The sequence below is a fragment of the Croceibacterium segetis genome, from assembly GCF_011320115.1.
Taxonomy (GTDB): domain Bacteria; phylum Pseudomonadota; class Alphaproteobacteria; order Sphingomonadales; family Sphingomonadaceae; genus Croceibacterium_B; species Croceibacterium_B segetis.
In genome coordinates this window covers 14,577-39,318 of record NZ_JAANOZ010000020.1, presented here as the reverse complement: position 1 = coordinate 39,318, position 24,742 = coordinate 14,577, and the positions used below count along the sequence as shown (strand labels likewise).

Sequence of the window (24,742 nt, the reverse complement as noted above, 5' to 3'; positions counted from 1 at the left end):
CGCCGTTGCCGAGCGCCGCCCGGCCGCGCCGGCCGTCGCCGCTTGCGGCGTGTCGGAACGTTCAGCGTGCGTGCCGCCGCCGGCGGTGGTGCCGCCGGGTGTGGTGCCGGCGCCGGCGGGCGTGGCGGGATGGTCCGCCGGGTGGCTGGCGTCAGCAGGTGGCGGCGAAGTGGGCGGCGGACGCGGAGCGGTCGGCGAGGAACTGGGCGTAGGCGTAGGGCCGGGCATTTGACACACACCGCCGCTGCCGTCGTCGCCGTAGGCGGGCGTGTAGTTGAGAAAGGCCGGCGTGGTGCCGCTGAAGCTCGCCGGCGGGGAAGGTGAAAACGAGGTCGATGAGCTCGCCGGGCTCGGCGTGAACAACGGGCTGGCGGGTGTGTAATTGAGATCGCTCGAACTGCTCGCCAACGGGTTCGAATCGCAGCTCATCGCATCGTCGGCGCGCGAGGCGAGCGCGGACTCGGTCATGTCGCAACGGTCGGCGCGGTGCGGCCGAGCTTGCCGTACTCGTCCTCGAGCGCCTCCAGCACGTCGGCCAGGCCGATCGGCCGCCCGGCCAGCCGCGCGCGCACAGCCGCGGCCAGCACGACGTTGCGGATATGCCCGCCGGTCAGCTCGACGCTGACGGCCAGCGCGCCGAGCTCGTTTTCGTTCAGCCGGTGCCCATGGCCAAGATGCCCGCGCCACAACGCAAAGCGCGCGGCAGAATCCGGCATCGGGAATTGCAGGATCAGGTCGAGGCGGCGGGCGAAGGCTGCATCCATGTTGTCGCGCACATTGGTCGCCAGGATCACGACGCCGTCGAAATCTTCGATCCGCTGCAACAGGTAGTTGGTCTGGGCATTGGCGTGCCGGTCGTGCGCGTCGTTCACGTCGGTGCGCTTGCCGAACAGCGCATCGGCCTCGTCGAACAGCAGGATTACGTCGGAGTGCTGCGCGGCGTCGAGCACCGCGGAGAGATTCTTCTCGGTTTCCCCGATCCACTTGCTGGTCATCGCCGCGAGGTCGACGCGATAGAGGGGCAGTCCGGTCTGAGTCGAGAGCCAGTGCGCCGCCAGGGTCTTGCCGGTGCCCGGATCGCCGGCGAACAGCGCGCGCACGCCGGCGCCGTAGCGCGTGCGGGTCGCCGCGCCGAGCCCGTCGGCGAGGTTGCCGCGGTTGACGATGCGGCCGAGCAGCATGTCGAGGTCGGCGAGCGCGTCGGGCGGCAGGACCAGTTCGTCGCGAAGGATCGTCGCGTGGATCTTGTGCGCCATGCCGTCGAGCATGCTGCGCCCGCGGCGCACGGCTTCACTGAGGCATTCCCAGCCGAAGCCTTCTACTCGACCGAGATTGCGCGCCTGCTCGGCGAGTTCGGCGATGCGGCCCGCGCCTTGGCGGTAACTTCTCGCAGCGAGTGCCGCGGCATCTTCGGCAAGCCCTGCCGCATGCCACAGGCTGGCCCGTTCGCCCTCGTCGGGCAGCGGCACCGTCCACTCGCGTTGCGGAATGCCGCATTCGATCAGGCCCTCGAGTCCGAGCAGGCAGACGACCGGGCCGTCATAGGCCCCGAGCGCCGGCAGCCGCCGCGCCTCGCCCGGGCCCAGCGCCAGCTCCACGCACGGCAGGGCGTCCGCGGCCATCAGCCAGACGGCGTGCCGCGCTAGGTCCTCGGGCGCGAGCACCACCGGCGCCAGGCCGAGGTTTTCGCCGATCTGCTTGGCGCTCGCCAGCGCTTCGCGGCGGCTCGGCGTGCGCAGCACGAACGCGTTGGGCGCGGAGACCGAGGCGGCGAGCCACTCCGCTTCCGTGGCCATTCGCTCGAGCTGCGTCGCGGTGAACTCGACCGCTTGCGCTGCCAGCGTCGTCACGCCCGCCGGCGGAAACAGCTCGCCGGCCAGAGCGGCGGCGACCGCTAGGCCGATTGACAGCGAGCGCTCGGGCAGTGCCATCGGTTCGTCGCCGAGCACCAACAGTCCCGAACGCGCGCCGTTTCCTCCCGCCAGCGTCGCCGGGGTGAGCCCGAGCGAGCCGAACAGCGCGCAGGCGAGGCCGACCAGCGGACGCGACGAGCCGATCGGCTCCTGGGCCCGCGCGACCTGGCGGGCGAAGTGCGGGTCCCAGTCGCTCGACAGGCACAGCGCAGCGACGAGAAGCTCGCCGTCCGTCAGACCAAGCCGCTCGCTAAGCCGCGCCAGCCGCACCTCGTCGCCGGGCGGGTCGCCCCGCCAGGCCGCCACGCGCTCGCCCAGTTCCAGATCGTCCCAGCTCACCTGCGCGGCCGCGCAATGGTGCTCAAGCACTTGCATCGCCAGCTGGCGCAGGCCGGCGCGGGTGGCAGGGCGCTCCATGTTCATGGCAGCCGCGGCCCGGTCAGCGGCCGGTCGCGATAGACCAGCCGGTAGGAGTGGCCGAGCCAATCGACCCAACCGGGATCGCCGTCGAGCGCGAGGCGGCGCAGGCGGATGTCGATGTCGTTCAAGGGGAAGCGAACGATCGTGGTCTCGGGGCCAGGCAGCAGCCAGCCCTTCCTCGAGACCAGGTCGGCCAGCTTTAGCCGCGCCCTCCGGCGCAGCCAGCCGTCGAGTCCCCTTCGCCAAAGTTCTAGCGCCTCGGTAAACGATTCCGGCGGCGCTATCGTCCGGTCGACCTGAGGCAGGATGTCCCACACAGCATCGCCGGATTGCACGCGGTAATGCCCGGCGATCGTGTGCAGCTGGCGCGCACCCGGCTGATGCAGGAGCAGGTCGGGATGCCCGGCAAGCCATTCGCGCCAGCCGAGCCGCAGGAGGGGCACGATCGTCAGGAACACCCCGGCCGCCGAGCTGGCGAGTTCGCGGCATTCGGGCGCAGGCGGGGGTGCCGCTCGCTCGACGGGGTCCGACGAAGCCGCGAACGCCGGCTCCGGCGGACGGCGAAGCGGCTCCTCCACGCGAACCCTTCCGGTCGGCCGGCCTTCCGCTTCGCCAGGGCTGACCTGATCGGCGAGTGGCGGCTTTGCCATCTCCCCGCTTTCCGGCACGACCTCGGCCGATTGCGCGAAACGGCCTTGGCCAGATCGCAGCAATCGGATGACGGCGAGAGAAAGCCGGGCCAGGCGCTGCGGCGCCACCGACAGCGCCGGATGAGAGCGCTGCACCAGCCCGCGCGCGAGCGCCTCGAGCAATGGTGCCGCGTCAGGGCGGGCGGCGAGACGCTCCAGCAGGGCGTAGAGCGGCGCCGGCACGGGGCGCAAAGTTTCGAGCGCTGCCGCCCGCTCCGCTAAGTCCGCAGCCCCAATCGTGACCGCGGCAGCCGGCGCGGGCGGGTGCCCGGCGGCAACCGCGGGTGGCGATCGCTCGACCGGCTCGGATGTGGCGGCGGCAATCGGCACTCGGGCCAGGATCGCCGCGGCCAGCGCTTGCGTCGCGCCGGCCGCCACGACCTCGCCGACCAGTGCGGCGACCGCCTCGCCCGAAGGCTCGGCGAGAGCCAGTGCGAGGCGCTGCTCGACGTATTGGGCGAGCGTCATCCGCCGCCAGTCAGGCACGGCGAGCGCCCAGAACCACGCGAACGGCGTCCGGCCGCGGGCCAATTCACGCATCAGCAGCGCGCGCGCCTCGGCCAGGCTTGTGAACCACACGCAATTGGCGCTCTCGGCCCCGCTGCTGCCGCCGTGGCGGGCCGAGCCGACAAGTTCGCGCCACGCCGTCGCCGCCGCTCGCGAGGCGCCGCGCTCGCCCAAGCCGATCCGGCCGAGCCGCACGCTGCGCACGAGGATCAGCCGGCCATCGTCGGTGGTTTCGGTGCGCAGCGCGTCGCCTACGGCGAACTCGACCCGTCCGGCCTGCTCGGCCGCGCCCCTGTAGTTCAGCCGGCGGACCTCGATCTGGGGCATCAGACCAGCTTCATCACCTGCGCCACCAGCTCGATCCGCATCGACGGGACTATCGTCGACACTTGCGCGAAGTTCGAGACGATCCGCGCACCGACCTTGCCATCGCCAATGTCGTCGATCACCGCCTTCGAAATCAACCGGTCCCTGGTGTCGCGGATCAGCGTGACCATGCCCTTGCGCGCGGCGCTGGTGTCGACCGATAGCGTCAGCAGCGATCCGACCCGCGCGGGCGCTTCGCTCACCAGCTTGGCCGGGATCAGCCGGCTAACAGGCGAGTGGGCCGCCAGGAGCATCGCCACGCGGACAAGGTCGTTCACATAGGCCGCGGCCTCGGCGTTGCTCCGGTCAATTTGCGAGAACAGATAATCGACCAGGCTTTGCAGGTCCTTGCGCTGCTGGCGCGGCACGTCGCCCCACTGCGGCAGCCCGGCGAGGCTGTGGAGGTCGGTCGGACGATCGAACTCGGAGAGTATCTCCGCCCAGGCCAACCGCGTCACCGGTGCCACCTCGCCGAATGCGGCATGGAGGCAGGCCCCGATCTGCGCGAACCCGGAAATTTCCGCTGCCGCCATGGCAGTGAGGTTGGCGTTGCGATTCTTGCCTCCGGCGAGGTCGGACAGCGACGAGGTTTCCTTGATCTGCGCGTGAAAGTCCGAAAGCGAACCAGCGGAGATGGGCAGCGCGAGGTTGGCGGTCGCCAGCCGGCGCGCGACCAGAGTCTGTTGCTGAGCCTGCATCGCCTGGATCGCGCTGCCAAGGAACCGCGCCGATCCGAGCGTGAACGGCATGATGCTCGTCGCGAAAGCAAGCACGGGCGCCACCGATGCTAACTTGCGGCTGTGGTCCAAGGCGTCCCTGGCTGCCTCGATCCGGTCTATCTGCTCGACCGCGGCCTCGATCCGCGGGAACCACTTTGCGGGTGCATCGCCGACTAGGGCCGTGTAGCGCCTGAGCTCGTCAGGCGCGTCCGGGTGGTCGCGGCGGCACGCGACGGCAGCGGATGGGGCGAACCCCGACAGCAGGTCCTGCATTGGGGCTGGCGCGCCGGTATCGCATTCGCGCACGCGGCGGTAACCGATCGCGCCGACGTGGTCGGACAGGATTGAGGCGCGCCGTGCGTTGAGCGCCGTGACGCGGACCGTTTCTTCGTCGAGCAGCATCTGCGCTGTGGCGATGTCGTGCCGCGCTTCCTCGACCTGGGTGTCGATCGAGCGCAGCAACGCCGCCGCCTGGCCGGCGAGGCCGAGTATCTGGTCGCGCACGGAGGAGAGGCGATCGGCCAGCGACTGGTAGAGCGAGATACGTCCCTCGACGAGGCGCATCAGCGCGATCGCGTTGTCGATCGCGTTGACCGCGGCGGTGAAATAGTCGGACTCGTGCTTGCTGTCGGATTGCTCGATCATCACATCGAGATCGACGTAGACGCGGTCGCCGCTGGCCTTGGCCTGATCGGCGAACAGCGTCGCCAGGGTCGGCGCCGGCGTGGCATTCGACTTCATGCCGAAGCCCGGCACGCCGAGGTCGCCGAGGGGTACCCCGGGTGCCCGGCTGGACCCCGCGCCGCCGGCCTGCATCAACGCGCGCAAGGTCTGCAAGACGGCGGCCTTGCTGGCGATGGCGAATTCGAGCGCCTGCACAGCCGGCGCCGGCGCGAGGCGCTCGGCGACGCTGATCGTGCGCTCGACGAGACCCGGCAACGGACGCTGGGCCTGCACGTCCTTGGGGATGTACATGCCGGTCGAGAGCGAGATGCGGTCGACCAGCAGCGGCGTCGCCAAGGTCGTGATTGCCGGCTGCAGCGTCGGCTGGAAGGTCGACAACGCGGTCGTCGTCTGCAGCGTGGTGATCGCCGAAATCGTCGGCGTCGGCGCGGCGATCGCCATCATCGTCGAAAACGTCGGCGTCGGGCTGGGGGTGGGCGCCGTGGTCTTCGGCGCCATCATGAGCGAGGTTAGCGACACGTTGTTGGTCATCAGCGTCGACGCGAACGCGAAGCTGCCGAGCGAGAGACTGGATGACGGTGCGGGCGTGGGGGCCGGCGCGGGCGTCGGCGAGGGTGCAGGAGCCGGCGCCGCCGTGTTGAAGGCGATTCCGAGGGCCTTGTTCGTCCGCGCGGCACTGATGAACTTGCTGATGCCCTCGCTAGTGGCGCGGGCGCCTTCGTCACGCACGGCAAGGTCGGCGAGCGACGGCGAGGTGACCAGCCGCGAGGCCGAATCGGCGCCGAGCATGAACTGGCGGACGCGGTAGATGTCCGACCGGGCGCGGATGAAGCCGACATCGATCGCGTCGTTGGTGGCCGAGATCTTGGCCTGCACTTCGCCAAGGTAAGCATCGAGGCCGGCTTCGTTGAGCCGGGCCATGTCCGCAGCAAGGAACGGCTGGCTCCAATCCCCCTGAAGAGACGTGATCGCCGAGACGATGCGGCTGTTGCCCTGGCGCGTGGTGCCGAGATCGGGGATGTCGCCAGAATCGCGACCGGGCACGTCGGTCCACGGCCAGTCTGCGGCCGCTGAAGCGATATTGCCATTGCGGAAGACGGCCGGCCCGGGCGCCTCGTCGGCGATCCAGACGATCTCGTTGCCGTTCGCGTCGGTCTTGCCGAATGCGCCGAATTCGATGTCGCCACCAGACTGGGCGAACTCCACGCCGAAGACTGAGTTGCCGGCGAGCGTCTTGCCGTTGCCGAACCACACGGCGTCGGCGGAAACCTCCAGCCGGGTCCATAGTCCCGCCGGGGGCAGGTCGGCCACGTGGCGCGCGGCGAGCCCGGTGGTCTCGCCGGCAATCTCCAGCCCGGTAGCATCGCCCCAGAACACGCCGGCGGAAAACGCGGTCGCGTTGACTGCGCCGGCAAGGCGCAGAGACAGGCCCTTGAGGTTCGAGGAGTCGTGGATATTGAGCCACAGCCAGACCGTGTCGCCTGCTCCGACGGACATACTGGCCTGTGTCACCACGCTGTGGATCTTGACCGCGGTGCCCGCGGCGATCCGGACAGTGCGCGAAGCGTTGAGTGGCACCGAAACGTCATGCGCGTTGATCTCGGCGGCAGGCGAGGACAACGCCGGCCATGCGTAGACCGCGCCCGAGACGCTTTCCATTAGTCGGTCGTATCGCCGCCGGACAAGCTCACGGCGAGCCAGGCGTGTCGCACGGTTGGTTTCGAACTCGGCGATGGCGTCGGCAAAGGCCGGATCGACTTGCGCGGTCTGCAGGAGGCCGGGCTCATACAGCGCATCGGGCACGGGAATGAGCAGTTCGACCCGGTCGGCGATGGCCATGTTATAGGGGATCAGCGATGCCGCCTCGCGCACGGCGAGTTCGAGATTACTGTGCGGGATCGGAATTGCGGTGACACCAAAACCCCCGGGGAAGAAATGCTGGCGACGGGTCTGCGCGTCCCAGCTGGTTGCCGGCAGCACGGCGGCCGCCGGGATGCGCGGAAGCGAGCGGCGCAGGGTGGCCGAGTTGAAATCTGGCAGCGCGGCCAGGTGCTCGACAAGTTGCTCGATCCGGGCCTGCCACAGTTGGGGATTGCCGCTTTTCGGCACCATCGGCGTCCGCGGCAGGGGCGCCCCACCCTTGCGCACGACCGCGCTGCGGTCGACGAATTCAAGCGTCCAGTCTTCGGCAAAGCCGATCAAGGCAAGCGGCATGCCCCACGCTTCCCAGGGATGAGTCTCTTCGCCCCGCAGGCTGCGCTCCATGTCGAAGACTCGATAGGCCAACTGGTTGCGGCGGGCCGGACCGGGAGGCGGCAGCGAGTAGTCGCAGCCGCTCACGCGCGCGGTCATCTCCGCAGGCCAGAAATAAAGCAGCAGGCGACAGCCGTCGATGCGCTGGAGGTCGGAATAAGGATCATCGCGCGGATCGGGCGGGCAATCGTCGCGTTCGCGGCCAACGATGGTGGCCCGGACGGGCTGGGCAATAAGAACGGCAACCCGGGGCATGTCCACCGCGGCGGGTTTCGCGATGGCATCGGCGAGGTTCATGGAAACCGTGCGCGGCAAAGCAGGGAACAGACGCTGTGCCATCGGCTCGTCGCCGGACAGGGCTGAGAAGCCGGCTTGCGGGCCGATTTCGGGCGCCGGCCCCGGCGTGGGCAGGACGGCGCCAGTCGCGCCGGTGCGCAAGGCGTCGGCCATCGCCGTCGGCACCACCACGGGGACCGTACCGAGGTTCACCCGCCGAGAGGACGGGATGGTGATGTCTTCGCCCGAGCGTGCGAGCCCGAGGCCCGGAGCGATCCGCAGCCCGGCCTTGTCGGGTGCGGCACCCAAGCTCAGGCGGTCAGCGGAGACGGCCATGCCGGATACGATTCCGGAGGTCATCGACAACCCGTGGAGCCGCTGCAGCCCGGAGCGCATGTCCTGCTCGGCGGTCAGTGCCCTGTCGGACACCGCGCGGCCGGTGAAGGCATTGATGCGCCGGCGCCAGACGCCCGGTTGATCGGGCTTCAACGTCGGGTCGACGCCGATGACGTGCTCATCCGCGAGTGAGTGGCTGATCGGGCTGACGACTACCATGGTCCGTCTCCGTGCGGCCGACTAGGCCAGGGACTTGGCGATTTGCTGAAGCGCGTCGGCATCATTCTTGGTCGCCGCGGTCTTCAAGTCGTCGACGAGGTCGGTGAGCTGGCCTTGTGTCGCCTTTCGCAACCCCGCATCGAGCTCGATCGCCACACCGCTGTCTCCGATGGCGACGGCCTGCTTGGCGGTCGGCCAGGCGTCGCCCATCAGTGGCGCGATCGCCGCGAGCCCCTCGCCGAGGCGCGGGCTGCTGTAGTCGGCGGCGATGTCGAGGACTTCGCTCTCGCTGAGCCCCAGGTCGGTATCGTCGCTTGCGGCGGGCGTGGTGCCCAGCGCGGTCGCAAGGTTGATCCGCGTCAGGCCTGTGCGGGCGTCCGCGAGGCTTATTGCCGGTTGCAGCAACCGGAGGCGGTTGACCGCAATCGGCGCCGTGATTGGGGTCGGCGGCGAAGGCGCAGAGGGAGCGGGACTCGTCGCGGGGGCGGGCGTCGAGACCTTCTCGAGGTCGGCGATCACGGCGGCCGTCAGGATGTCGGAATTGACGATCGACGGAGCGCCGAGCAGCGCCATCGCGCGAGCGCTGGCCTGCGGCGTCGACTTGGCGTCGATCGCGGCGAGGCGCTTCTCCAGCTTCAGCCGCGACAGGTTTTCACCGACGAGGCTGGAGATCACGATATCGTCGCCGCCGACCGCTATAGGCAGGCCTTGGGAGTCGGTGCGGAAGGCAACCGCGCGGCGACGGACGAACCACAACAGCGGCGGCAGGCTTTCGCTCACCGGCAAGGCGGCCACGGCTTCCGCTAACGCGGCCTGCCAGGCCTTGTTCTGCAGCGAAAGCGTTTCCGCGGCCGCGGTCGCCTGCGGGTCGGCAGCAGATGAATCGCTGGCAGCGCGCCGCTGGAGGACCAGAGCGTCGAGCATGTCGAGTGCCGGACGGCTCAGGCCGGCGGTGGTGTCCGACCTGACGGTGGTGGTGACGGCTGGAAGGCTGGCCGAATAGCGCTGGAAGTTCGGCCGCGAGACGGGGACGACGATGACCACGCCGGTTCCGTTGTGATCGTCCGCGGACGCTTGCAGGTCGATCGGCGGCAGCGCCAACGCTTCGTCGACCAGCGCGGCGATCTCATCGCTGGGAACGAACGCCAGATCGGCGGTGATCGGCGGGGGGAAATAGAACTGCTGGAAACCGTCGGCGTCAGGCACCACGCAGGCCGCTGGCAACTGCCCCGCAGGTGGCAGAAGCGAGAAGTACTGACTCGCTGGAAAGACCGGTGGCATCCCGCGCGCCTGGTTCTCCAGCAGCACGTCGAGCAGATGCGTGCGGTGTTGCAGCACTTGCGCCTCGGCCTGCGCGCGGGGGCGACCGCCAAGACTGATCTGGACTCCGCTGTCTGCGCCAAGCTCGCGCCTGACCATCGCGACATCGACCCACTGCACTGTGCCGCGATCGAGCGCGAGCATGGCGATCGGCAGGATGTTTTGGGGAATGCCGCTCGGTGCATTGCCGAATATCTGCCGAGCAACGGCACGACGCGCTTCGGCGGCAGTGGCGGCTCCACTGGCGTCGGGGAACGGCACAAGAGTGATCGCTGTCGCCTCGATAATGTCGCCGTCCTCGACGGTCCGCTGGCCCGCGATCGACCGGGGATAGGCGGCGATGGGGTTTGCGGTGAACTCCACCGAACGCAGACCGAGCACGAACAACCCTGACTGGCTGACCAGCGGGACGCGCGGATCGGCGGACAGGCCCATCGCGGCGTCGAGCTGGCGCGCCGTTGGCAAATCCATCACCGGAACGTCGCGCGTGTCGGTAAGCATCACCAGATCGCCCGTCGGCGTTACGCCATGGCCGGCCGCAATCCGCAGCGAAGTCCCGCCGACGCTGTCGACGTCTTCGACGGTCAGGCCGCTGATCACGCCCGATCCGCCGGCCCGGGCGATGTCCGCCTGACGCTGACGAACATAGTCCTGGTCTCGCGTCAGATCGGCGCCTGTCAGGAAGCGTCCGTCAAAGTAGCGCGGCCGGCGCCGCAGGCCGTCGAGGATCAGCGTGCCCGAGCCGAACATGTCCTCCATCGTTCCGCGCAGGACGACCTCGCCGCCCGATCCGGTGTCGAGTTGGCGCGCGAGCTCCTCGGAATCGACGACATCGAGGTTCAACCGGGCGTCCGCAGTCTGCAGTGTCGACATGACGGTTATCCTTCAGGCTGGGGCATGCCCGAGCCACTTTCCAGAGAAGTAGATGAGCGGGCGGATCGACTGGTCGACCGCCACTTGCTCGGTGGGATCCAGGGTCGGGCTAAGCGTGGCGGGTCCGGAGCGATCGAGCGCGACGGGGATCATCACCCGCGCCAGCAGGATGGCCGACGGGTCCTTGCCGGGAACGTGTTCCTGCAGACCGTCGAGAGTTTCGCCCGCGTTGGTCGAGAAACCTATGTCCCAACTTCCGAGCACGGCCTTGCGGATGGCGTCGGCGTTCGCGCCGGGGCCTGGCCAGAAGTTCTTGGGGACGGGCACGTCACCCGGAACACCTGGCCCGCCGTCGGGGTCGGGATTGCCTTCCATGCGCAAGACAAGCTCGAGGTGGCCCGTCTCGGCGATCCGCGCGGGCACCAGCGCATCGAGCGCGTCGAACGGGCCACTTGCAAAGCTTGGCGTCTTGCCCCGCCCGCAATTCCCGGCGGAAAGAAACACGTCCGCGACGACCGCCTGCGGCAGCGGCACCTTGGGGGAATCGTGGGTCGCCGCGCGAAGATAACGGCCGTCCTGGGCCGCGAACCATGAAGCGAGGCGGATGCATTGCGCCGATGAAATCTCGATCAACCGGCCCAATCGATCGATAGCGACGCCCGGCTCGACTTTGAGCTCGAGCAGATTGTCTCCCGCCTCCGGAGCGCCGACGTTCAGCCCGGCTAGCGTTCCCGACCCGAGCAGATAGCAGGCAAGCTGCGCCAAGCGCCCACGATGATAAGTCTGCTCGGCCTCGAAATCGTCGGCCTGCAGCATCACGCCGGTGGCGTAGTTGACCCGCTCGGGGGCGGGCCTTGTCTCAAGCGGATCGGCGGGCTTGGTGGGATCATCCAGTGCCACGAATCCGGCTCCTTCCATGAACGGTGGCGATTGTTTCGCGGGCGGTCATCTCGGCACCCGCAGCGGTCTGATCGGAATGGGCTGGCGAACGGTCACGGCCTCCCGCAGGATCTCGGGCCGCAGAACCGGGCGTCGCGGCTCGACCACGGTGACGGTGATCACCGCCGGCATGCTTTCGTTCTGCGCGTCGTCGACCACCACCAGGCTGAAGCGGTAGCTGCCCGGCTTCAGCGGGTTCTCGACCGTCACCTGCGGCGTCTTGCTGCGGAACGGCTGGTTGGTGGCGAGCTGAACCACCCGTCATGCCCTGTCGAGCAGCGTGAAGCGGTATTCCTTGATCGTCCCGGGCGCCTTGTCTTGCGAGGCCGCGCCCGAAAGAATGAAGGTCTGGCCGGACTGCACGGTCGGATCGAGCACCTTGCCGTCAGAATTGACGACCTGCAGCACCGCTGTCGGCTTGTCGGTATCGACGACCGTGACCGTCAGAATGAAAGGCTCGGACAGATTGCCGCTATCGTCCACCACCACCAACGAGAAGCGGTTGGGCCCAAGGGGCAGATCACCGCTGTCGGTGCCCTCGACCTTCACCTCGGCCGTATCTTGGGCAACCGGGACGTTTACTTTGAACGTAGCCATAATTCTCTCCGTCGCTGCTGTTGCGTGCGCCTATTGCTCCCAGGTCCAGACATAGCGGTCGATCGTTCGCCCCCGTGCAGCGCGCGAGGGCAACCCGCTGATGATGAAGGGTGCGCCCCGCCAGATCGTGGCCGGACCCGCGGCACCGGCGGTCGGAACGAGAGACATCGGTCCGTCGGCACGGCCGTCGAGCCAACCCTCGCCCCTGACCTCGTCGCCCGAACCGACGATGCTGCGATTAAGCCTGACGCGCTGAACCTCGGGCTCGTTGAGCAAGTAGGTGTCGATCCCGATTAGCGAGGCCGCGCCCACTATCAGCGGCGTGTGCGCCGCGAAGACTTGTGGCTCGACATGAGCCGGAATGCTGTCCTCGACGATCTCACGCAGCCGCTTCATTTCGGCCGGGTCGGAGACCCCCCGCACCAGCACCATCACGCGATTGGCCAGCTTGTCGAAGAATTGCGTGACAGCATCGGTATCGGCCTTCGCGGCATCGATTTCCGGACGGAACAGGGCGGCCAGCTCCGCCATTGCCTCGTTGCCGAGGATCAACGTGTCTCCAACATAGGAATTGCCCGATGTCGCCATGCCGAGCGTGAGCGGATCGTTCTCATCGGCCAAGTCGGCGCCGAGGATGGTGGCGAAAGTTCGCCGCATGCGGAACCCTTCGACGACGACGATGTCTCCGCGCGTCACTGCACCCCCTGCGACGATCGCAGGCCGCCCGGCGGTATCCTGGCCGATCAACAGGCTGCGCACCGCGAAATCGCCCTTTCGGACCAGCACCGGTGTGCCGAACCGCTCCGGCGGCGCATCGCCGTCGATCGTCCCGCCGAACACACATCGGCCACCCGTGGCAAGCTCGAGCTCCGCTAAGAGCCCGCCCGCGGTGCCGTGGAGCTGTGCCGTGTAGGGCGCCGCCTTAAGCCTTTCGCGCAGCAGGACGGGACGTTCGCTCGTTCGGGCGGCGAGGCCAACCCAGCTGCCGATCCACGCAAGTGCGTCGTCGGGCGCGGCGGCGGGATCGCTCAGCATCCAGCTGCCGGCCACGCGCCCTTCCAGCTCGGTCAGGCTCCCCTCGAACAGGCACAGGAAGCGCTCGAGGAAATCGGCCGGCGTGGCGCCGCCGTCGGCTTCGGCTTCGGTGCCTGTCAGGTTCTCGGTGAAGAAGTCCGGCAGGTAACGGTCGCGGTAAGAGAAGCGCTGGGCGTAGAGTCGGATCGCAGCCAACTCCGGCGTGTCGCGAGTATCGCCTTCGAGCGTCAGGTATATCCAGGCAAAGCGGCCGGAGATTCGGCGCACCTTGCGATCCGAATGCTGGAGCAGCAAGGTAAACAACCCCGCTTCGTCGGCGCGCGGATCGCAGGTCAGGATCGGCGCGGTTGCCGGCATTTCGCTCGGGCTCGAGCACCACGAAGCCTGGGCGATCGGCTTTGTCGAATCCAGCCGGGGCGAAACGAGGTGCGATGCCCAGGCGGGAGCGCCGTCGGCGCCAGGAAGTTTCGGTTCAGCCGCACTGTCGCCGGCGAAGAAATCGAGGCGCATCGAACTGTGCCCCGCGAGCGCGGCCTCGAGATAGATCCTGTGCCAGACGCAGCCCTCGCGCCCGCTGTCGATGGGGCCAAGCAGCACGTGACCTTCGCGTCCATAGCGTGCGCCCGAGAGAGCGAGGAGACGCCTGACGCCCGCGGGCGTCATGGTGCCGCCGGGAGCGGTCAGATAGGTCGGCTCCGCGCCCAAGCGGTTGCAGAATCGCCCCGGCAAAGCGTCGCGCAACAAGTACACTTGCCCTTCGGGGAAGACCCCTTGTTCCTCGAGCGGCAGGTCGGTGCGGTAGACGAACGCCTGCTTCGCCACCTTGGCGCCATCCGCGGCAAGGATCGCCACCCGATCCTCGCCCACCCATGCGAGCGACCACGGGAAGCGAATCCCGGCGGTGCGGGCACGCAGGATGAACCTGTCACCGTCCAGCGTGAAGATCGCGGCATCTTCTCCGGTCTTCCAGCACAGCACGGCCAGCTGGCCTTCGGGCGAGGACGCCAGAGAGACCGCTTCGAAGCCGGCGGGGAGCGACTTGCGCCGGAAGGGCTCGATCCGCGGCGGATCGATGTTGGCATCGACCGGGGCGAAGCTTCCGGGGGCGGGATCCTTGAGGCCGAGCGGCCGCAGGGGATATCCCCGAACGATCGCCAGCCGGTTGCCCGACTGGTCGAAGGCCCAGGCGCCGCCGCCGGGCCGAGGCGCGATCAGATGCGCCGAGAAGCCCGCCTTGTTGGCGCGCGCGGTGGGGTAGCGACCGCGCAGGTCGCGCATAATCACCTCGCCGTCGCGGGCGATGTAGAGGATCTGCTCATCGCCGAGCGCCATGTCGGTGGGCGCCAGCAGGGCCGGCGGCGCCTCGGGCTGGTTGTTCGCGCCCAGCTCGATCGCCACCATGCCGGGCGCGAAGCCCGACGCCTCGATGCCGAGGGTCGCCGGGTTCAGCCAGGCGAAGGTGTCGGCCGCGTCGGCAACGGGCGACGGCCGCGAGCGCATCAGCCGGGCGAAGGTCTCGTCCTCGCCAAGCGCGGGTTCTTGCTGCTGCGAAGCGAGCGTCAGGTGGCCGCGCTCGTCGTTCCACTGCAGCGCGTGGACGTGCGAAGCCTTGCCGCCGGGACGCACTCCAAAAGCTTCGGCGCCCGACATGAGCCACATCGGAAGGCCGTTGACGTCCATCTCAGCAGACCTCCGGCACCACCGGCACGGCAATGCCGCCGTCGCCGGTATCATCGCCGCTGCCCAGCCTGGTCGAGGCGCTGTCGCCCACGCCCACGCTCAGCATGGCCAGCTCTGGCAACTGCCAGGTTTCGATTCGCAGTTGCGCGCGGCCGCTCGAATCCTCGCCGATCATGGTCCAGCGCTGTCCACTGCCGGCTCGCGTGAACAAGCGCACGGGGGCGACCGAGCGAACCCCCGCAACGCGGGCGATGGCCGTTTCGATCTGCCGGTCGTCGATCGCTCGGCCGAGGGTCCATCCAGTCCCGTCCGGGCCGCCCGGGGCGAGCGGCCACAGGCATTGCCGAATCGCGTCCTTCACCGCTGCCAGCACGTTGTCGCGCTGTGCCGGATCAACCAGATCGACGGCGGCCGAGACGCCCATCGGCACGTAATCCGGCGCGATGACGTAGAGTTCGCTGCCGAGCGGACGCCGCGGATCGAGCCAGGCATAGACTCGCTCCAGGGTCTCGCGGTCGGCCCGCGGCGCTGGTGGCGCCGCGCCAAAGCGGGCCGGGATCACCATGACCGAGACGATCCCGGGGATGTCGTAGCGCCGCTGCTGCGGCTTGAATCGCTCGAGCACCTCTACCCGCCCGATGGCGAGGCCGGGGGTCTGCAATGCCAGCAGCTTCCAGTCGTCGCGCGTAACGGCACGATCGCAAGTGCGCAGTAGCGAAGGGATGCGCGCTTCGGCCGAGGCGAGCGTTTCCGCGTCGACTCCACCGTTGGTCGCCAGTGGCTGGGCCGCCTTCAGCTTCGGCAACGGCCCCCCGCCGCCGGGAAGAGCCGGTGGCGGATCTATCGCCTTGAGCGTCCCCGCCGGGAGATTGCCCGCGACGCCCCCGCCGGTGCGCGCATAGGCGACGTGGATCGCCTTGCCGATCGCCGGAGCCAAGCCGTGCATCCCGTCTCCGAAGCGGATCGTGCCCGCCTCTGGATCGAGCGAATAGACCCGTTCGTTGCGGCCGCCGAGCTGCACGTCGGGAACCTGGCGCCACGGCACCATGCCTTCTTCTTCCTCGACTTCGATCTGCAGGGTTTGCGGGTCGACGTTGGTGATGCCGAGCGACACTTCCTGGCCGGACATCCCGCTGCCCTTGCCGACATGCTGGCGCCCGAGCGACTTGCGTGCCTCGATGCGAACCGCATTGATCCCGGCCCAGGCGAGCTTGAGCGTACCCGGCTGGAGCGCGCGTGCGGGCCGCAGACGGATCCACGTCACGATGCGGGCGGCCGTCTTCTCGTCATCGATCCGCGGCGGAGCGCTGCCGACACCGGCGTCGAGCTTCTGCAGCACGTCGTTCTTGGGCGCGCCGAAGTCGTCGCCGCCCGGCAGCAGCAGACGAAGCGTCCCCGACGCGGTGAGGCCGGAGCTGCGGTCCGCGAGGACTTCAAGCGGCAGAAACGCGGTGCCCGATGCGTCCGGGCCGCAGATTTCCCAGCTGTGCGGAATCGGCGCGCGAGGTCCGACGGGGGCGAGCGCCGCCGGAATGTCGATCGCCGGCGCCACGCCGATGCTCAGCGCCGCGCGCTCGCCGCTCGTCCCGCCGCCGAGCGCCTTGCGAGCCTTTTCGACTTCGGCATCGCCCGGTTGCAGCGCCAGCAGTGCGATCCAGAGCGTCGTATCGATGGTCTCCGCTGCCAGGTCGCGGCCGGCCGGCTCCGCCGCGCCGTCGATGAAGACCGGCGTCGTGACGTAGGCCGATGGGCGGCTGGCGAGACCGTAAAGCTCTTGAAGATCGGGCAGGAGGTCCGCGAATTGCGCCGCTTCGTCGTCGTTCGGACGGCGCTTGATATAGCATTTTCCTTCGACCGGCAGGGCGGTCATTTCCTCGAGCGTTTCGAAGGGGGTGGGGCCTTTCAAGCCATGCCTTGCGGGCAGGGTCGCGGCCGACACCGCGGGATCGTCGTTGACGATCTGAACCAGCCCGGAAGCGGGCTGCGCCGGCCGCATGCTCTGACCCAGCAACCGCAGGAACGCCAGCCGCTGTCGCTCGGGGATCAAGTTGGCGCGATAGAGGATCGTGTCGCCAAGCCACGCGAACAGGTCGATCAGTGTGCGGCCCGGATCGCCGACACGCGGGTCGGTCCATTCGGGCGTGTGCGCGGGAATACGGCGGACGAGGTCGGCGACGAGGTCGTCGAAACTGCGATCGTCGAGAGCCGGCGGGCGAATGGGCATCAGGCTCCTCCCAACGGCACTTGCGCGGAAACACGGCCGGCCACGCCGGTCGCGCGCAGCCGGTAGGCAATGGTGATCAACAGGCTGGCGCTGTCGTCTCCTTCCGCCACGGTGACCCGATCGACCAGGATGCGCGGCTCGAACGCCGCCAGGTGGTCGCCGATGCGCTCTTCCAGCCCACCGCGGAGCGCCAGGGTGTTCGGCTGGTGGACTATCAGCTCGAGACCGACACCGAAGCTCGGGCGCATCAGTTGCTCGCCCGGCGCGGTCCGCAGGATCGCTTCGATCCGTTCGCGCACCGATGTCGCAAGGTCGGGAAAGTTCAACCGCCCGTCGTCATCCGGCACCGGCATCAGCGGCCAGCCGATCGGCTCGACGAACTGCGTGCCGCTGGTCGAAGAAAGGACGGGACCTGCCATGGCCTAGCCTCCCGACTTCGATTTCGGGATCGGGATGCAGATCTTGAACCACAGCATCCACCAGAAGACGATGTTGAGAAGGCCGAGGAAGATGTGCAGCACGATGAACGCGCACAGGGTAATGATCGGAATCGAGAAGCTGCACAGCCAGCCGAGCTCGATCCCGCCCGGGTCTTCGCCGTCGAGCACTTTGGAGAGGTCTCCGGAGAGGACCTTGCCGATCTTCGGAGGTATCGCGAACGACACGTTCGGCTTGAGCTGCCGCAACTTGTCCATCGAGGGCAGGTTGATCTTCACGCCGGGCCCCTCGCCGTCCCACCAAGGCACGATGCGAAACGGCTCGCTGTAGCCGCTCCAGACGATCCTTTCCGGGCACTCGCCGTGGCCCTTCAGGCGGATGAAGCCCTTCACCTGATAGCGGTTGGCATCGCCGTCGTACCTCGGCTGCGAGGGAGAAAGCCGCGCGTGCTGCGAGGAAAGGCAGTCGAGCGCTGCCGCCGTCAGCTCCGATCCGGTCGAGGAATCGATCGTCGGCCATTCGAGCGGCATCTGCGCGCTGGCGGTGGGAGCCCCGGGCGCAAGGCCGACCGTCTGCGGCGTCGCATCGAGCAACAGCCGCATGGCATCGCGCAGGAAACTGGCGGCATCGGTGTCCTGCGTCACGTTGCCGTAACCGTCCTTGGCAAGCGGCAGGCGGATCGTGGCGAACGATGCCGCGAGCCGCTGGGAGGCAGCCGACGAGCCGAACAAGTCGAGCTCGCTCAGCGCCTGATGCAGGAACACCCCGAACGCCTTCATCTGGGGATCGGGATTGCCGCTATCGTCGCGCGGGTCCGTCAGGACATTCCACTTGGGGTCGAGGGCCGCGCCCGCCCGCGGCATCGGCGTCGACGCGCGTTCCTTGAGGTAGGACGAGAAGTGGTCGACGATTTCCTGGCGATCGGTGGCGTCGAGCGAACCGAAGTCGATCGACGGCCCCGGTCCCTCGGCCGTCTCGGAGCTGACCACCGGAATCACCCCGAAAAGGATGGTCTTGCCGCGAGCCTCGCACACTTCGGGCGGGAGTACGAACAGCTGGGTTACATCCTCGGCCGCGTCGTCGGAGATCCCCTTGCGCTCGGCGATGGCCTGACGGATCGCCGCGTTCGCCTTGTGCGAGGTCCGCCGCTGCTTCGGATCGGGATCGTAGTCGGCCGCTTCGCTGGCGCTTTGCCACCCCGCGACCCGCCCGCCGACCTTGATCCAGGCTTGTCGCCGGCCACTCGAAAGCCGCCGCACCACCAGCCCCGAGCCGGTAATCTGCTTGGCGTCGAGCCGCGGAGCGCCGGGGCGGCGGCAGACCGCCTCGAACAGCGCGACTTGCGTGCGCTTGTGCAGCGGCGGGTTGAGCTCGAGCAAGCCGTCATCGCCGACACGTCGGCGCCGCATGACGTCGAGCAGGGCGCGCCAGTCGGACCGCTTGAGATCGGCCACCAGTGCGGGGAAGAACTTGGGGTCCGTGCTGGTGACGATGAGTTCACGGAACGGCCCCACGGCGGTCGGGTCGAGCACCGCGCTGCCGAGCGGGCGCAGGACCACCTCGTGGTCGGCCGCGGGCGGGATACGCGCCTCGATGCGCCTCCGCTCGGCCGGGTGGAGGAGCGTCGTCACCATATGTTTCCAGCTCCCGGCGTGTAGCTCCCGGAAACGACGCTGCTGGTCGTGACGCTGGTGCACGAGATTGTGCCGCTGAAGTCGGATGAGCCGGCCGTGACCGTCAGCGAACCGGCGCTCATGGTGATGCTCGAGGCTTGCACGCTGAATTCGCCCGATGTTTCGACCGACACGCCCGAAGTGTCCATCGTCAGCGTGTTGCCGCCCACGGTCAGGGTGATCTCGCCGCCGGATTCGTCGGTCAGCGTGGCCTTGGCCCCGTTGGGTGTCTCGATCTCGACTTTGGCCTGGCTCGCGCCTTCCTCGACAATCGCGATTCGCGTTCCGTCCTTGCCGGTAAGTGTCCAGCGATCGACCTTGTCGCCGCTCAGGCTTTCCGGGAGGTCGTTCGCGCCGGTCCACAGCGCGCCAATGACTATCGGGTAACGCACGTCGCCGCCGCTGAAGACGACGACCACTTCCTCGTCGACGCCGGGAATGAAGAACGCGCCGTAGTTCGAACCGGCAAAGCCCACCGCCACGCGTGCCCATAGCTTGGCTTCGCCGTCGGGATCGGCGCCGTGCAGTTGAACCTGCACGCGGCCCTTGCTGTCGGGGTCGTTGACCGAGGTGACTTTGGCGAGGTGCGCCCCGGTCAGCCACCAGGCGGGGACGGCGAATGCGCTCGCGCTGCCGCTCATGCCGGGTCTCCCAGGTAGGCCGATTCGGCCACGAAATCGGTGCGGTAGCCGTGAACCGGCTCGTAGCGGTGGGTGCAGCGGATCACCGCATAGTCATTGGCGAACTGGGCGTTGACGCCCGCCAGCGTAACCCAGCTGCCGACGCGCAGCTGCGCGTTGCCGATGGCGGTGCCGGTCGCCCGGACGAAGGCGCGGGAACGGCGGTCGTATTCGGCCTGGGCGATGGCGTCCGCCTCGGCCTGCTTCATCGGACCATAGTGCCCGAGCGGCCAGGCGACCGCCGCGAACTTGTCGTTGAGCACGTCGGCGCCGGTCTTGCCCTGGCCTGGCCCGTTGCCTTGCGCTTGCGCTTCGCCGGTGATCGCATCTCCTGTCGCCGGATCGTGGCTGGTGACCTTGGCTCCGGTGACCTGGTCGGCGACGTCCGCCGTCACCCGCACCGATTCGAGCGTCGAGCCGGCGGTGAGTGTCAGCGCACTGCGCTGGTTGAGGCCGATCTTGCCGACCTGGAGCTTGGCGCCGACGATTTGCAGATCGCCGTCGAAGCGCGCGAGGATGCGGCGCAGGAAGGCGAGGTCGGTTTCGTCCTGTTGTGCCCAGGTGGCGGTCAAGGTCGGCAGCCCGTCACGCACTTCGGGCGTGAGGCCGTGGTCGCCGGCGATGGCGTTGACGATGTCGCTGATCGACTTGTTCTCGAACAGTTGCGAACGCCGCTTGCGGCGGGCGGTGAACAGCCGGTCCTCGGCGATCACCGTGATCAGTGGCGGTTCGGACTCGCGCGTTTCGCATTCGAGCGCCGTCACTTGGCCGTCGAACACTTCGCCGGCCTGCACCGCCGCGGGGCCCATGAACATGCGCAGGCCCGCGCCGAGCTTGAGCGGCGACCCCGAGTCCGAGCCGTGACCGGCGCTGCCGTCGCCGCGCGCGACCCAGTCGGTGACGCTCATTTCCAGCGATGACATGCCGCCGAGCGATTCTTCCATAGATACGGACACGATGTTGGCGCTGAGCAGCGGATAGCTTTGTCCGTCGATCTCGACCGTCGGCAGCGTCGAATGGACCGCTTGGGGATCGTCCAGCGCCATCTCAGTCGGCCCACAGCCGGGCCTGGCGCTGCGCATCGCGCAGCAGGGCCGCACGCAGCCGTTCGAGCGTCAGGTTCTGGCCCGACGAAGCGGCCTGGGGATCCTGCGGCTGCGCGGGACGCGGTGCCGCTTCGGGAACTTCGGCTGTCACTTCCTGGATGATGACCGCCATCGCGCGCGCTCCCTCAAAATATCCGCACGTAGCCTTGGGCGACGGTCGTCGTACCGTCGGTCAGCAGGCGCCCGGTGCTGTCGAAACGGGCGTTCGCGCCCGCCGGAACTGGCGGCGGCGGGGGGATCAGCCGGTTGGGATCGATACCGGTGTTACCGACGATCGTCTTCGATTGGCCCAGGCCGGCGAAGGCGCCGTTCGATGCGCTGCGCCCGGCGCTGGCTGACGCGCCGGCGAATGCTCCGGCGGAAGCACTTGCGCTTGCGCCGGCGAAGACGCCTGCCGAGGCGCTCGCTCCCGCAAACGCCCCGGCCGAAGCGCTCGCGCCGGCAAAGGCCCCCGCCGAGGCGCTCGCCCCGGCGAAGGCGCCGGCGCTTGCTCCGCCCCCGATTTCGATCCCGGCTCCCGCGCCAATTCCTACGCCCGCGCCGGCGCCGATCCCGATTCCGGCCCCCCCGCCGATCGATGCACCCCCGGCCATGCCGATCCCGGCGGCCGCGCCGAGCCCGGCACCGGCGCTGGCTCCGGCCGAAGCGCCCAGGCCGAAGCCGAGCGAAGCCCCGGCGCCCGCCCCGGCCGACACACCGCCGGAGGCGGCAAAGCCGGCCGCTGCGGTCAGGTTGACGCTCGCCGAAACCCCTATCGAGGCGCCGGCCCCGGCTGACGCGCCGACGCCGCCCCGCATCGATTCCAGACCGTTGAACGCGGCGATGCTACGCCCTGCTGCCGGATTGCCGCCCTGTGTCGCGGCATCTGTCGCCGGTTTGTCGCTGCCACCGGTCGGGGCGGGCGTGACCGGCGCGGTCGCGAACGCCGTCGGATCGGGCTGGCTCGCCGTCGAATCGAGAACCGGGTCGGTCTTCGCGGTTTCCTTGAGTGAGAGCTGCACCGTCGCCCGCAGCGGAATGCCCTCGAGCGACCAGTACTCGATCGTCTGGGTCATCGATTCGACGACCCCTTCGAACATCTTCCCACCCCAGTGAAACTCGATCACCGGAACCTTGCCGCTCGGGGGCGGAGGCGTGCCGCTGCTCGGTGTCGCCGGGGCGACGGCGTCGGAACGCGTCATCGTCGCCAGCCGGCTCAGGCTGCCCATCACGCTGGCGCCGTATTCGGTGGTATCGAACAGCAGCTCGACATCGAGCTTCGCCACGGTTTCCCGCGCATGCGAGTACGGTTTCCCGTCGCCGAACTGGTTGTTGTAGGTCAGCCGCAGCGTCGTCGGGTTGAAATCGACAACCAGCAGGTCGTCGTCCGTGAACTGGTCCGCCGGCGGTGTACTCGACCGCCGCGCTCGAGGCTGCGGCGGAGACGGCGGGCTCTGCCGCTTGCTGACGATATAGGCCGGCGTGAGCAGGGTCATTGGCTCGGCCTCTCCATCGCCAGTCCCTCGTGGACCAAATGCAGCTCCTCGACGGCTATGTCGGTGCCCTTGGCGTTGAGGTCGCCGGCGCGGAACTTGACCGGCATTGCGTTGCGCAGGCGCCAGACCGCCCTGATCTCGGGGCTGGGGTCTACCGGCTTGGGCGGCTCCGAGGGCTTGCGGCCGAAGGTGTTGTAGGCGTCGACCTGGACGCTCATCTTGCCGAACGCCGTATTCGACGTGTCCTTGTAGTGGTATTCGCCTTCCTTTGGCGCGGCCGGCTGGGCCTGGAACGGCTTCAAGCCGATCATGCCGATCAGCACGTCGCACCTGTTGCGCGAGGCCGGATAGGCATTGGACTCGCCGTCGGCGCCGGTGAACAGCGACCACCAGTTCCACAAGTTGTCGACTTCGACGATGCCGCGCTTGAGGATCACCGTGGCGAAGCTGACCGGGCCAATGCGCAGCGAGGGGCCGTAATTGCGGCCGCCCTCCTTGATGACTTTGTGCTCCATGGTAGCCTCGAGCCCGGAAATCTCCGAGAAGGCGCCGAACGGCTCGGTCGGAACGTCGAGCCCATCGGTCTCGAACGAGACATGGAAGGCGAAATTGCCGAGAGGCGTGCGCCAGTCGCTGGCGTCGGGAAGCGTCAGGGTCATGCGGCCTCCCTCGCAACCGTACGCGGCGGCTCTATGAGATTCAGCGAAACGGTGATTCGCACGACCGGATAGGCGACGGTGAAGCCGACCTGCATGATCGCTCGGCCGGCATCGATGTCCGATTGGGTCATCGTCGTGCGGTCGCAGCGCACTTCGTATGGCGCTTGGCCACCGGCAGCCGTGAGCGCGCCGCGGCCCGCGAGATCGTCCAGAAAGCGTTCCATCTGGTTGCGCAGGCGCGACCAGAGCTGCGGTCCGCTGGGCTCGAACATCTGATCCTGGCCCAGGTGCCGTCCGGCCCGCAGGACGATGTTCATCAGGCGCGAAACACCGCCCGGGCGCCAGGCACGGCTGTCGGCCATGGTCGCGTCGCTCAGCAGCGCAAGCCGACCATGCCGCGGGCCGATCAGCGAAATCCGTTCGCCGAGCCACTCGCTTCGATCGCTGCTGCTGCGCAGATCCGCAAGGTCGAGCGTAGGCACGGTCGCGCGCACGGTCACCGGCTCTTGCCCCGCGGCGCTGTGGAAGGCGCCCTTGGCCAGGGCCTGCTTGGCCAGCAAGCCGGCGAAGACGCCGTCGGGAGACTCCACCCCTTCAGGGCAGAGCTTCGAAGCCTCGGTCGAAACCCATGGATAGGCCAGCTGGAGCCTGGCGTTGCCGATCTGATCCGCCGAGAACAGCGTCTGGCCGTGGATGACGGCGTCATTTTCCGACAGCAGCAGGAGCGGGTTACGCTCCTCGCCCCGGTCGAGGCCGGAGCTGGCGAGCGGCAGCGGCAGGGCGCCGACCAGAATCACGTCGCGCCGGTGCGATGGACCGCGCGGCCGGCCGAGCAAGTCGAGGACATGGCCGAGCGCGCGGCTCCACAAGGCATAATCCGCGGGAGCCAGCCTCGGGGCCCGCCATTCGGGCATCGCCGGACGATCGTCGGGCGAGGCGGCGGGGAGCGCCGGGGCGCAGGGCTTAAAATCCTCTGCCGGCGCCGGCGGGGGTGCCTCGCCGGTCACCTGCTCAGGCCGCCCGGCGCAAAGCTCGACAAGGTCGGGAAGCAGCAGCATCGCGACGTCCTCGATCCCGAACAGGGCTGCGGCGCCGGTCCATGTCTCACGGTGCGACGGGTCCGGATCGTTGTCCGGCTCGGCGAAGCCCGGCAGCAGCGGCAGGCGCTCCAGCCCCTCCTGGCCGAGCCGAGCCTTGCCGAGCCCGTCAAGCAGGTCGCGCTTGGCGGCCACGAAGGCCTGTTCGGTTACCGAGAAATCGACCAGCGGCAGCGGATCGCCGGTGCGCAGGACGTAGGCCTTGCGACCCCCTTCCGCAAAGAAGCTTCGCACCGCCAGGCCGAGGTTGGAAGGGATCGTGCCCGGCGCGCCGTTCTCGACCTCGCGACCGTCCCAACGGTAGAGCGCCGTGAACTCGTCCCAGCTTTCCACCGGTACCGGCAGCCCGAGCAACGCCAGCGTGGCGGCGCTGTCGCCGCTTTCGGGCCGCGTCATCGGGACCCATCCGCCCTCGGCCAGGAACGCGCGCAGGCGCTCGGGCAGCGCCGCCGGATCGCGCGCGACCAGCCCTGCGAACAGCGCGACGTCCGCCCGGCCCAGCTGCACGGCCGGCCCCGGCTCACGGCGAATGAAAGTGACACCCGGCAGGCTCATCGCTCAGGT

At 68.7% G+C, this 24,742-nt stretch carries 17 protein-coding genes and 1 pseudogene; all 18 read right to left on the bottom strand.

Annotated features, from left to right (window positions below):
• Positions 1-468: pseudogene (locus G7B69_RS15510) on the bottom strand (hypothetical protein); the annotation flags it as partial.
• Positions 465-2,336 (bottom strand): ATP-binding protein, encoded by a 1,872-nt coding sequence (locus tag G7B69_RS15505; protein WP_166180941.1) that lies wholly within the window; start codon positions 2,334-2,336, stop codon positions 465-467. The gene G7B69_RS15505 and the pseudogene G7B69_RS15510, both read right to left, overlap by 4 nt.
• Positions 2,333-3,856: a hypothetical protein gene (locus G7B69_RS15500; protein WP_166180940.1), complete on the bottom strand. Its 1,524-nt coding sequence runs from the start codon at positions 3,854-3,856 to the stop codon at positions 2,333-2,335. The genes G7B69_RS15505 and G7B69_RS15500 overlap by 4 nt, the downstream gene beginning before the upstream one ends.
• A complete protein-coding gene (locus G7B69_RS15495; protein WP_166180939.1) occupies positions 3,856-8,382 on the bottom strand; it encodes a hypothetical protein in 4,527 nt (1,508 codons plus the stop codon). The genes G7B69_RS15500 and G7B69_RS15495 overlap by 1 nt, the downstream gene beginning before the upstream one ends.
• Before the next feature lie 21 nt (positions 8,383-8,403).
• The gene (locus G7B69_RS15490) at positions 8,404-10,575 is read right to left on the bottom strand and encodes a hypothetical protein (protein WP_166180938.1); all 2,172 of its coding nucleotides are present in this window, start codon (positions 10,573-10,575) and stop codon (positions 8,404-8,406) included.
• Positions 10,576-10,587: 12 nt separating this feature from the next.
• Positions 10,588-11,475, bottom strand: coding sequence for a hypothetical protein (locus tag G7B69_RS15485; protein ID WP_166180937.1), 888 nt, complete (start codon positions 11,473-11,475; stop codon positions 10,588-10,590).
• A gap of 45 nt (positions 11,476-11,520) precedes the next feature.
• The gene (locus tag G7B69_RS15480; protein WP_166180935.1) at positions 11,521-11,772 is read right to left on the bottom strand and encodes a hypothetical protein; all 252 of its coding nucleotides are present in this window, start codon (positions 11,770-11,772) and stop codon (positions 11,521-11,523) included.
• A 3-nt stretch (positions 11,773-11,775) separates the two neighbouring features.
• Positions 11,776-12,111, bottom strand: coding sequence for a hypothetical protein (locus G7B69_RS15475; RefSeq protein ID WP_166180933.1), 336 nt, complete (start codon positions 12,109-12,111; stop codon positions 11,776-11,778).
• Between the two features lie 30 nt (positions 12,112-12,141).
• Positions 12,142-14,826 carry a hypothetical protein gene (locus G7B69_RS15470; RefSeq protein WP_166180931.1) on the bottom strand — a complete coding sequence of 895 codons (2,685 nt, stop codon included), beginning with the start codon at positions 14,824-14,826 and terminating at the stop codon, positions 12,142-12,144.
• Position 14,827: 1 nt separating this feature from the next.
• The gene (locus G7B69_RS15465; RefSeq protein ID WP_166180929.1) at positions 14,828-17,050 is read right to left on the bottom strand and encodes a putative baseplate assembly protein; all 2,223 of its coding nucleotides are present in this window, start codon (positions 17,048-17,050) and stop codon (positions 14,828-14,830) included.
• A complete protein-coding gene (locus tag G7B69_RS15460; RefSeq protein WP_166180927.1) occupies positions 17,050-17,469 on the bottom strand; it encodes a GPW/gp25 family protein in 420 nt (139 codons plus the stop codon). The genes G7B69_RS15465 and G7B69_RS15460 overlap by 1 nt, the downstream gene beginning before the upstream one ends.
• Before the next feature lie 3 nt (positions 17,470-17,472).
• Positions 17,473-19,122, bottom strand: a complete 1,650-nt coding sequence (locus G7B69_RS15455; protein WP_166180924.1) for a hypothetical protein — start codon at positions 19,120-19,122, stop codon at positions 17,473-17,475.
• A complete protein-coding gene (locus G7B69_RS15450; RefSeq protein ID WP_166180922.1) occupies positions 19,116-19,802 on the bottom strand; it encodes a phage baseplate assembly protein V in 687 nt (228 codons plus the stop codon). Before G7B69_RS15450 ends, G7B69_RS15455 begins: the two co-directional genes overlap by 7 nt.
• Positions 19,799-20,887 carry a phage late control D family protein gene (locus tag G7B69_RS15445; protein WP_166180920.1) on the bottom strand — a complete coding sequence of 363 codons (1,089 nt, stop codon included), beginning with the start codon at positions 20,885-20,887 and terminating at the stop codon, positions 19,799-19,801. Before G7B69_RS15445 ends, G7B69_RS15450 begins: the two co-directional genes overlap by 4 nt.
• Position 20,888: 1 nt before the next feature.
• The gene (locus G7B69_RS15440) at positions 20,889-21,059 is read right to left on the bottom strand and encodes a hypothetical protein (RefSeq protein WP_166180918.1); all 171 of its coding nucleotides are present in this window, start codon (positions 21,057-21,059) and stop codon (positions 20,889-20,891) included.
• A gap of 13 nt (positions 21,060-21,072) precedes the next feature.
• Positions 21,073-22,422: a CIS tube protein gene (locus G7B69_RS15435; RefSeq protein WP_166180916.1), complete on the bottom strand. Its 1,350-nt coding sequence runs from the start codon at positions 22,420-22,422 to the stop codon at positions 21,073-21,075.
• Complete coding sequence (locus G7B69_RS15430; protein ID WP_166180914.1) at positions 22,419-23,081, bottom strand: phage tail protein; 663 nt, start codon at positions 23,079-23,081, stop codon at positions 22,419-22,421. The genes G7B69_RS15435 and G7B69_RS15430 overlap by 4 nt, the downstream gene beginning before the upstream one ends.
• On the bottom strand, positions 23,078-24,733 hold the full coding sequence (locus G7B69_RS15425) for a hypothetical protein (protein ID WP_166180912.1): 1,656 nt from the start codon (positions 24,731-24,733) through the stop codon (positions 23,078-23,080). Before G7B69_RS15425 ends, G7B69_RS15430 begins: the two co-directional genes overlap by 4 nt.
• Positions 24,734-24,742: the final 9 nt, after the last annotated feature.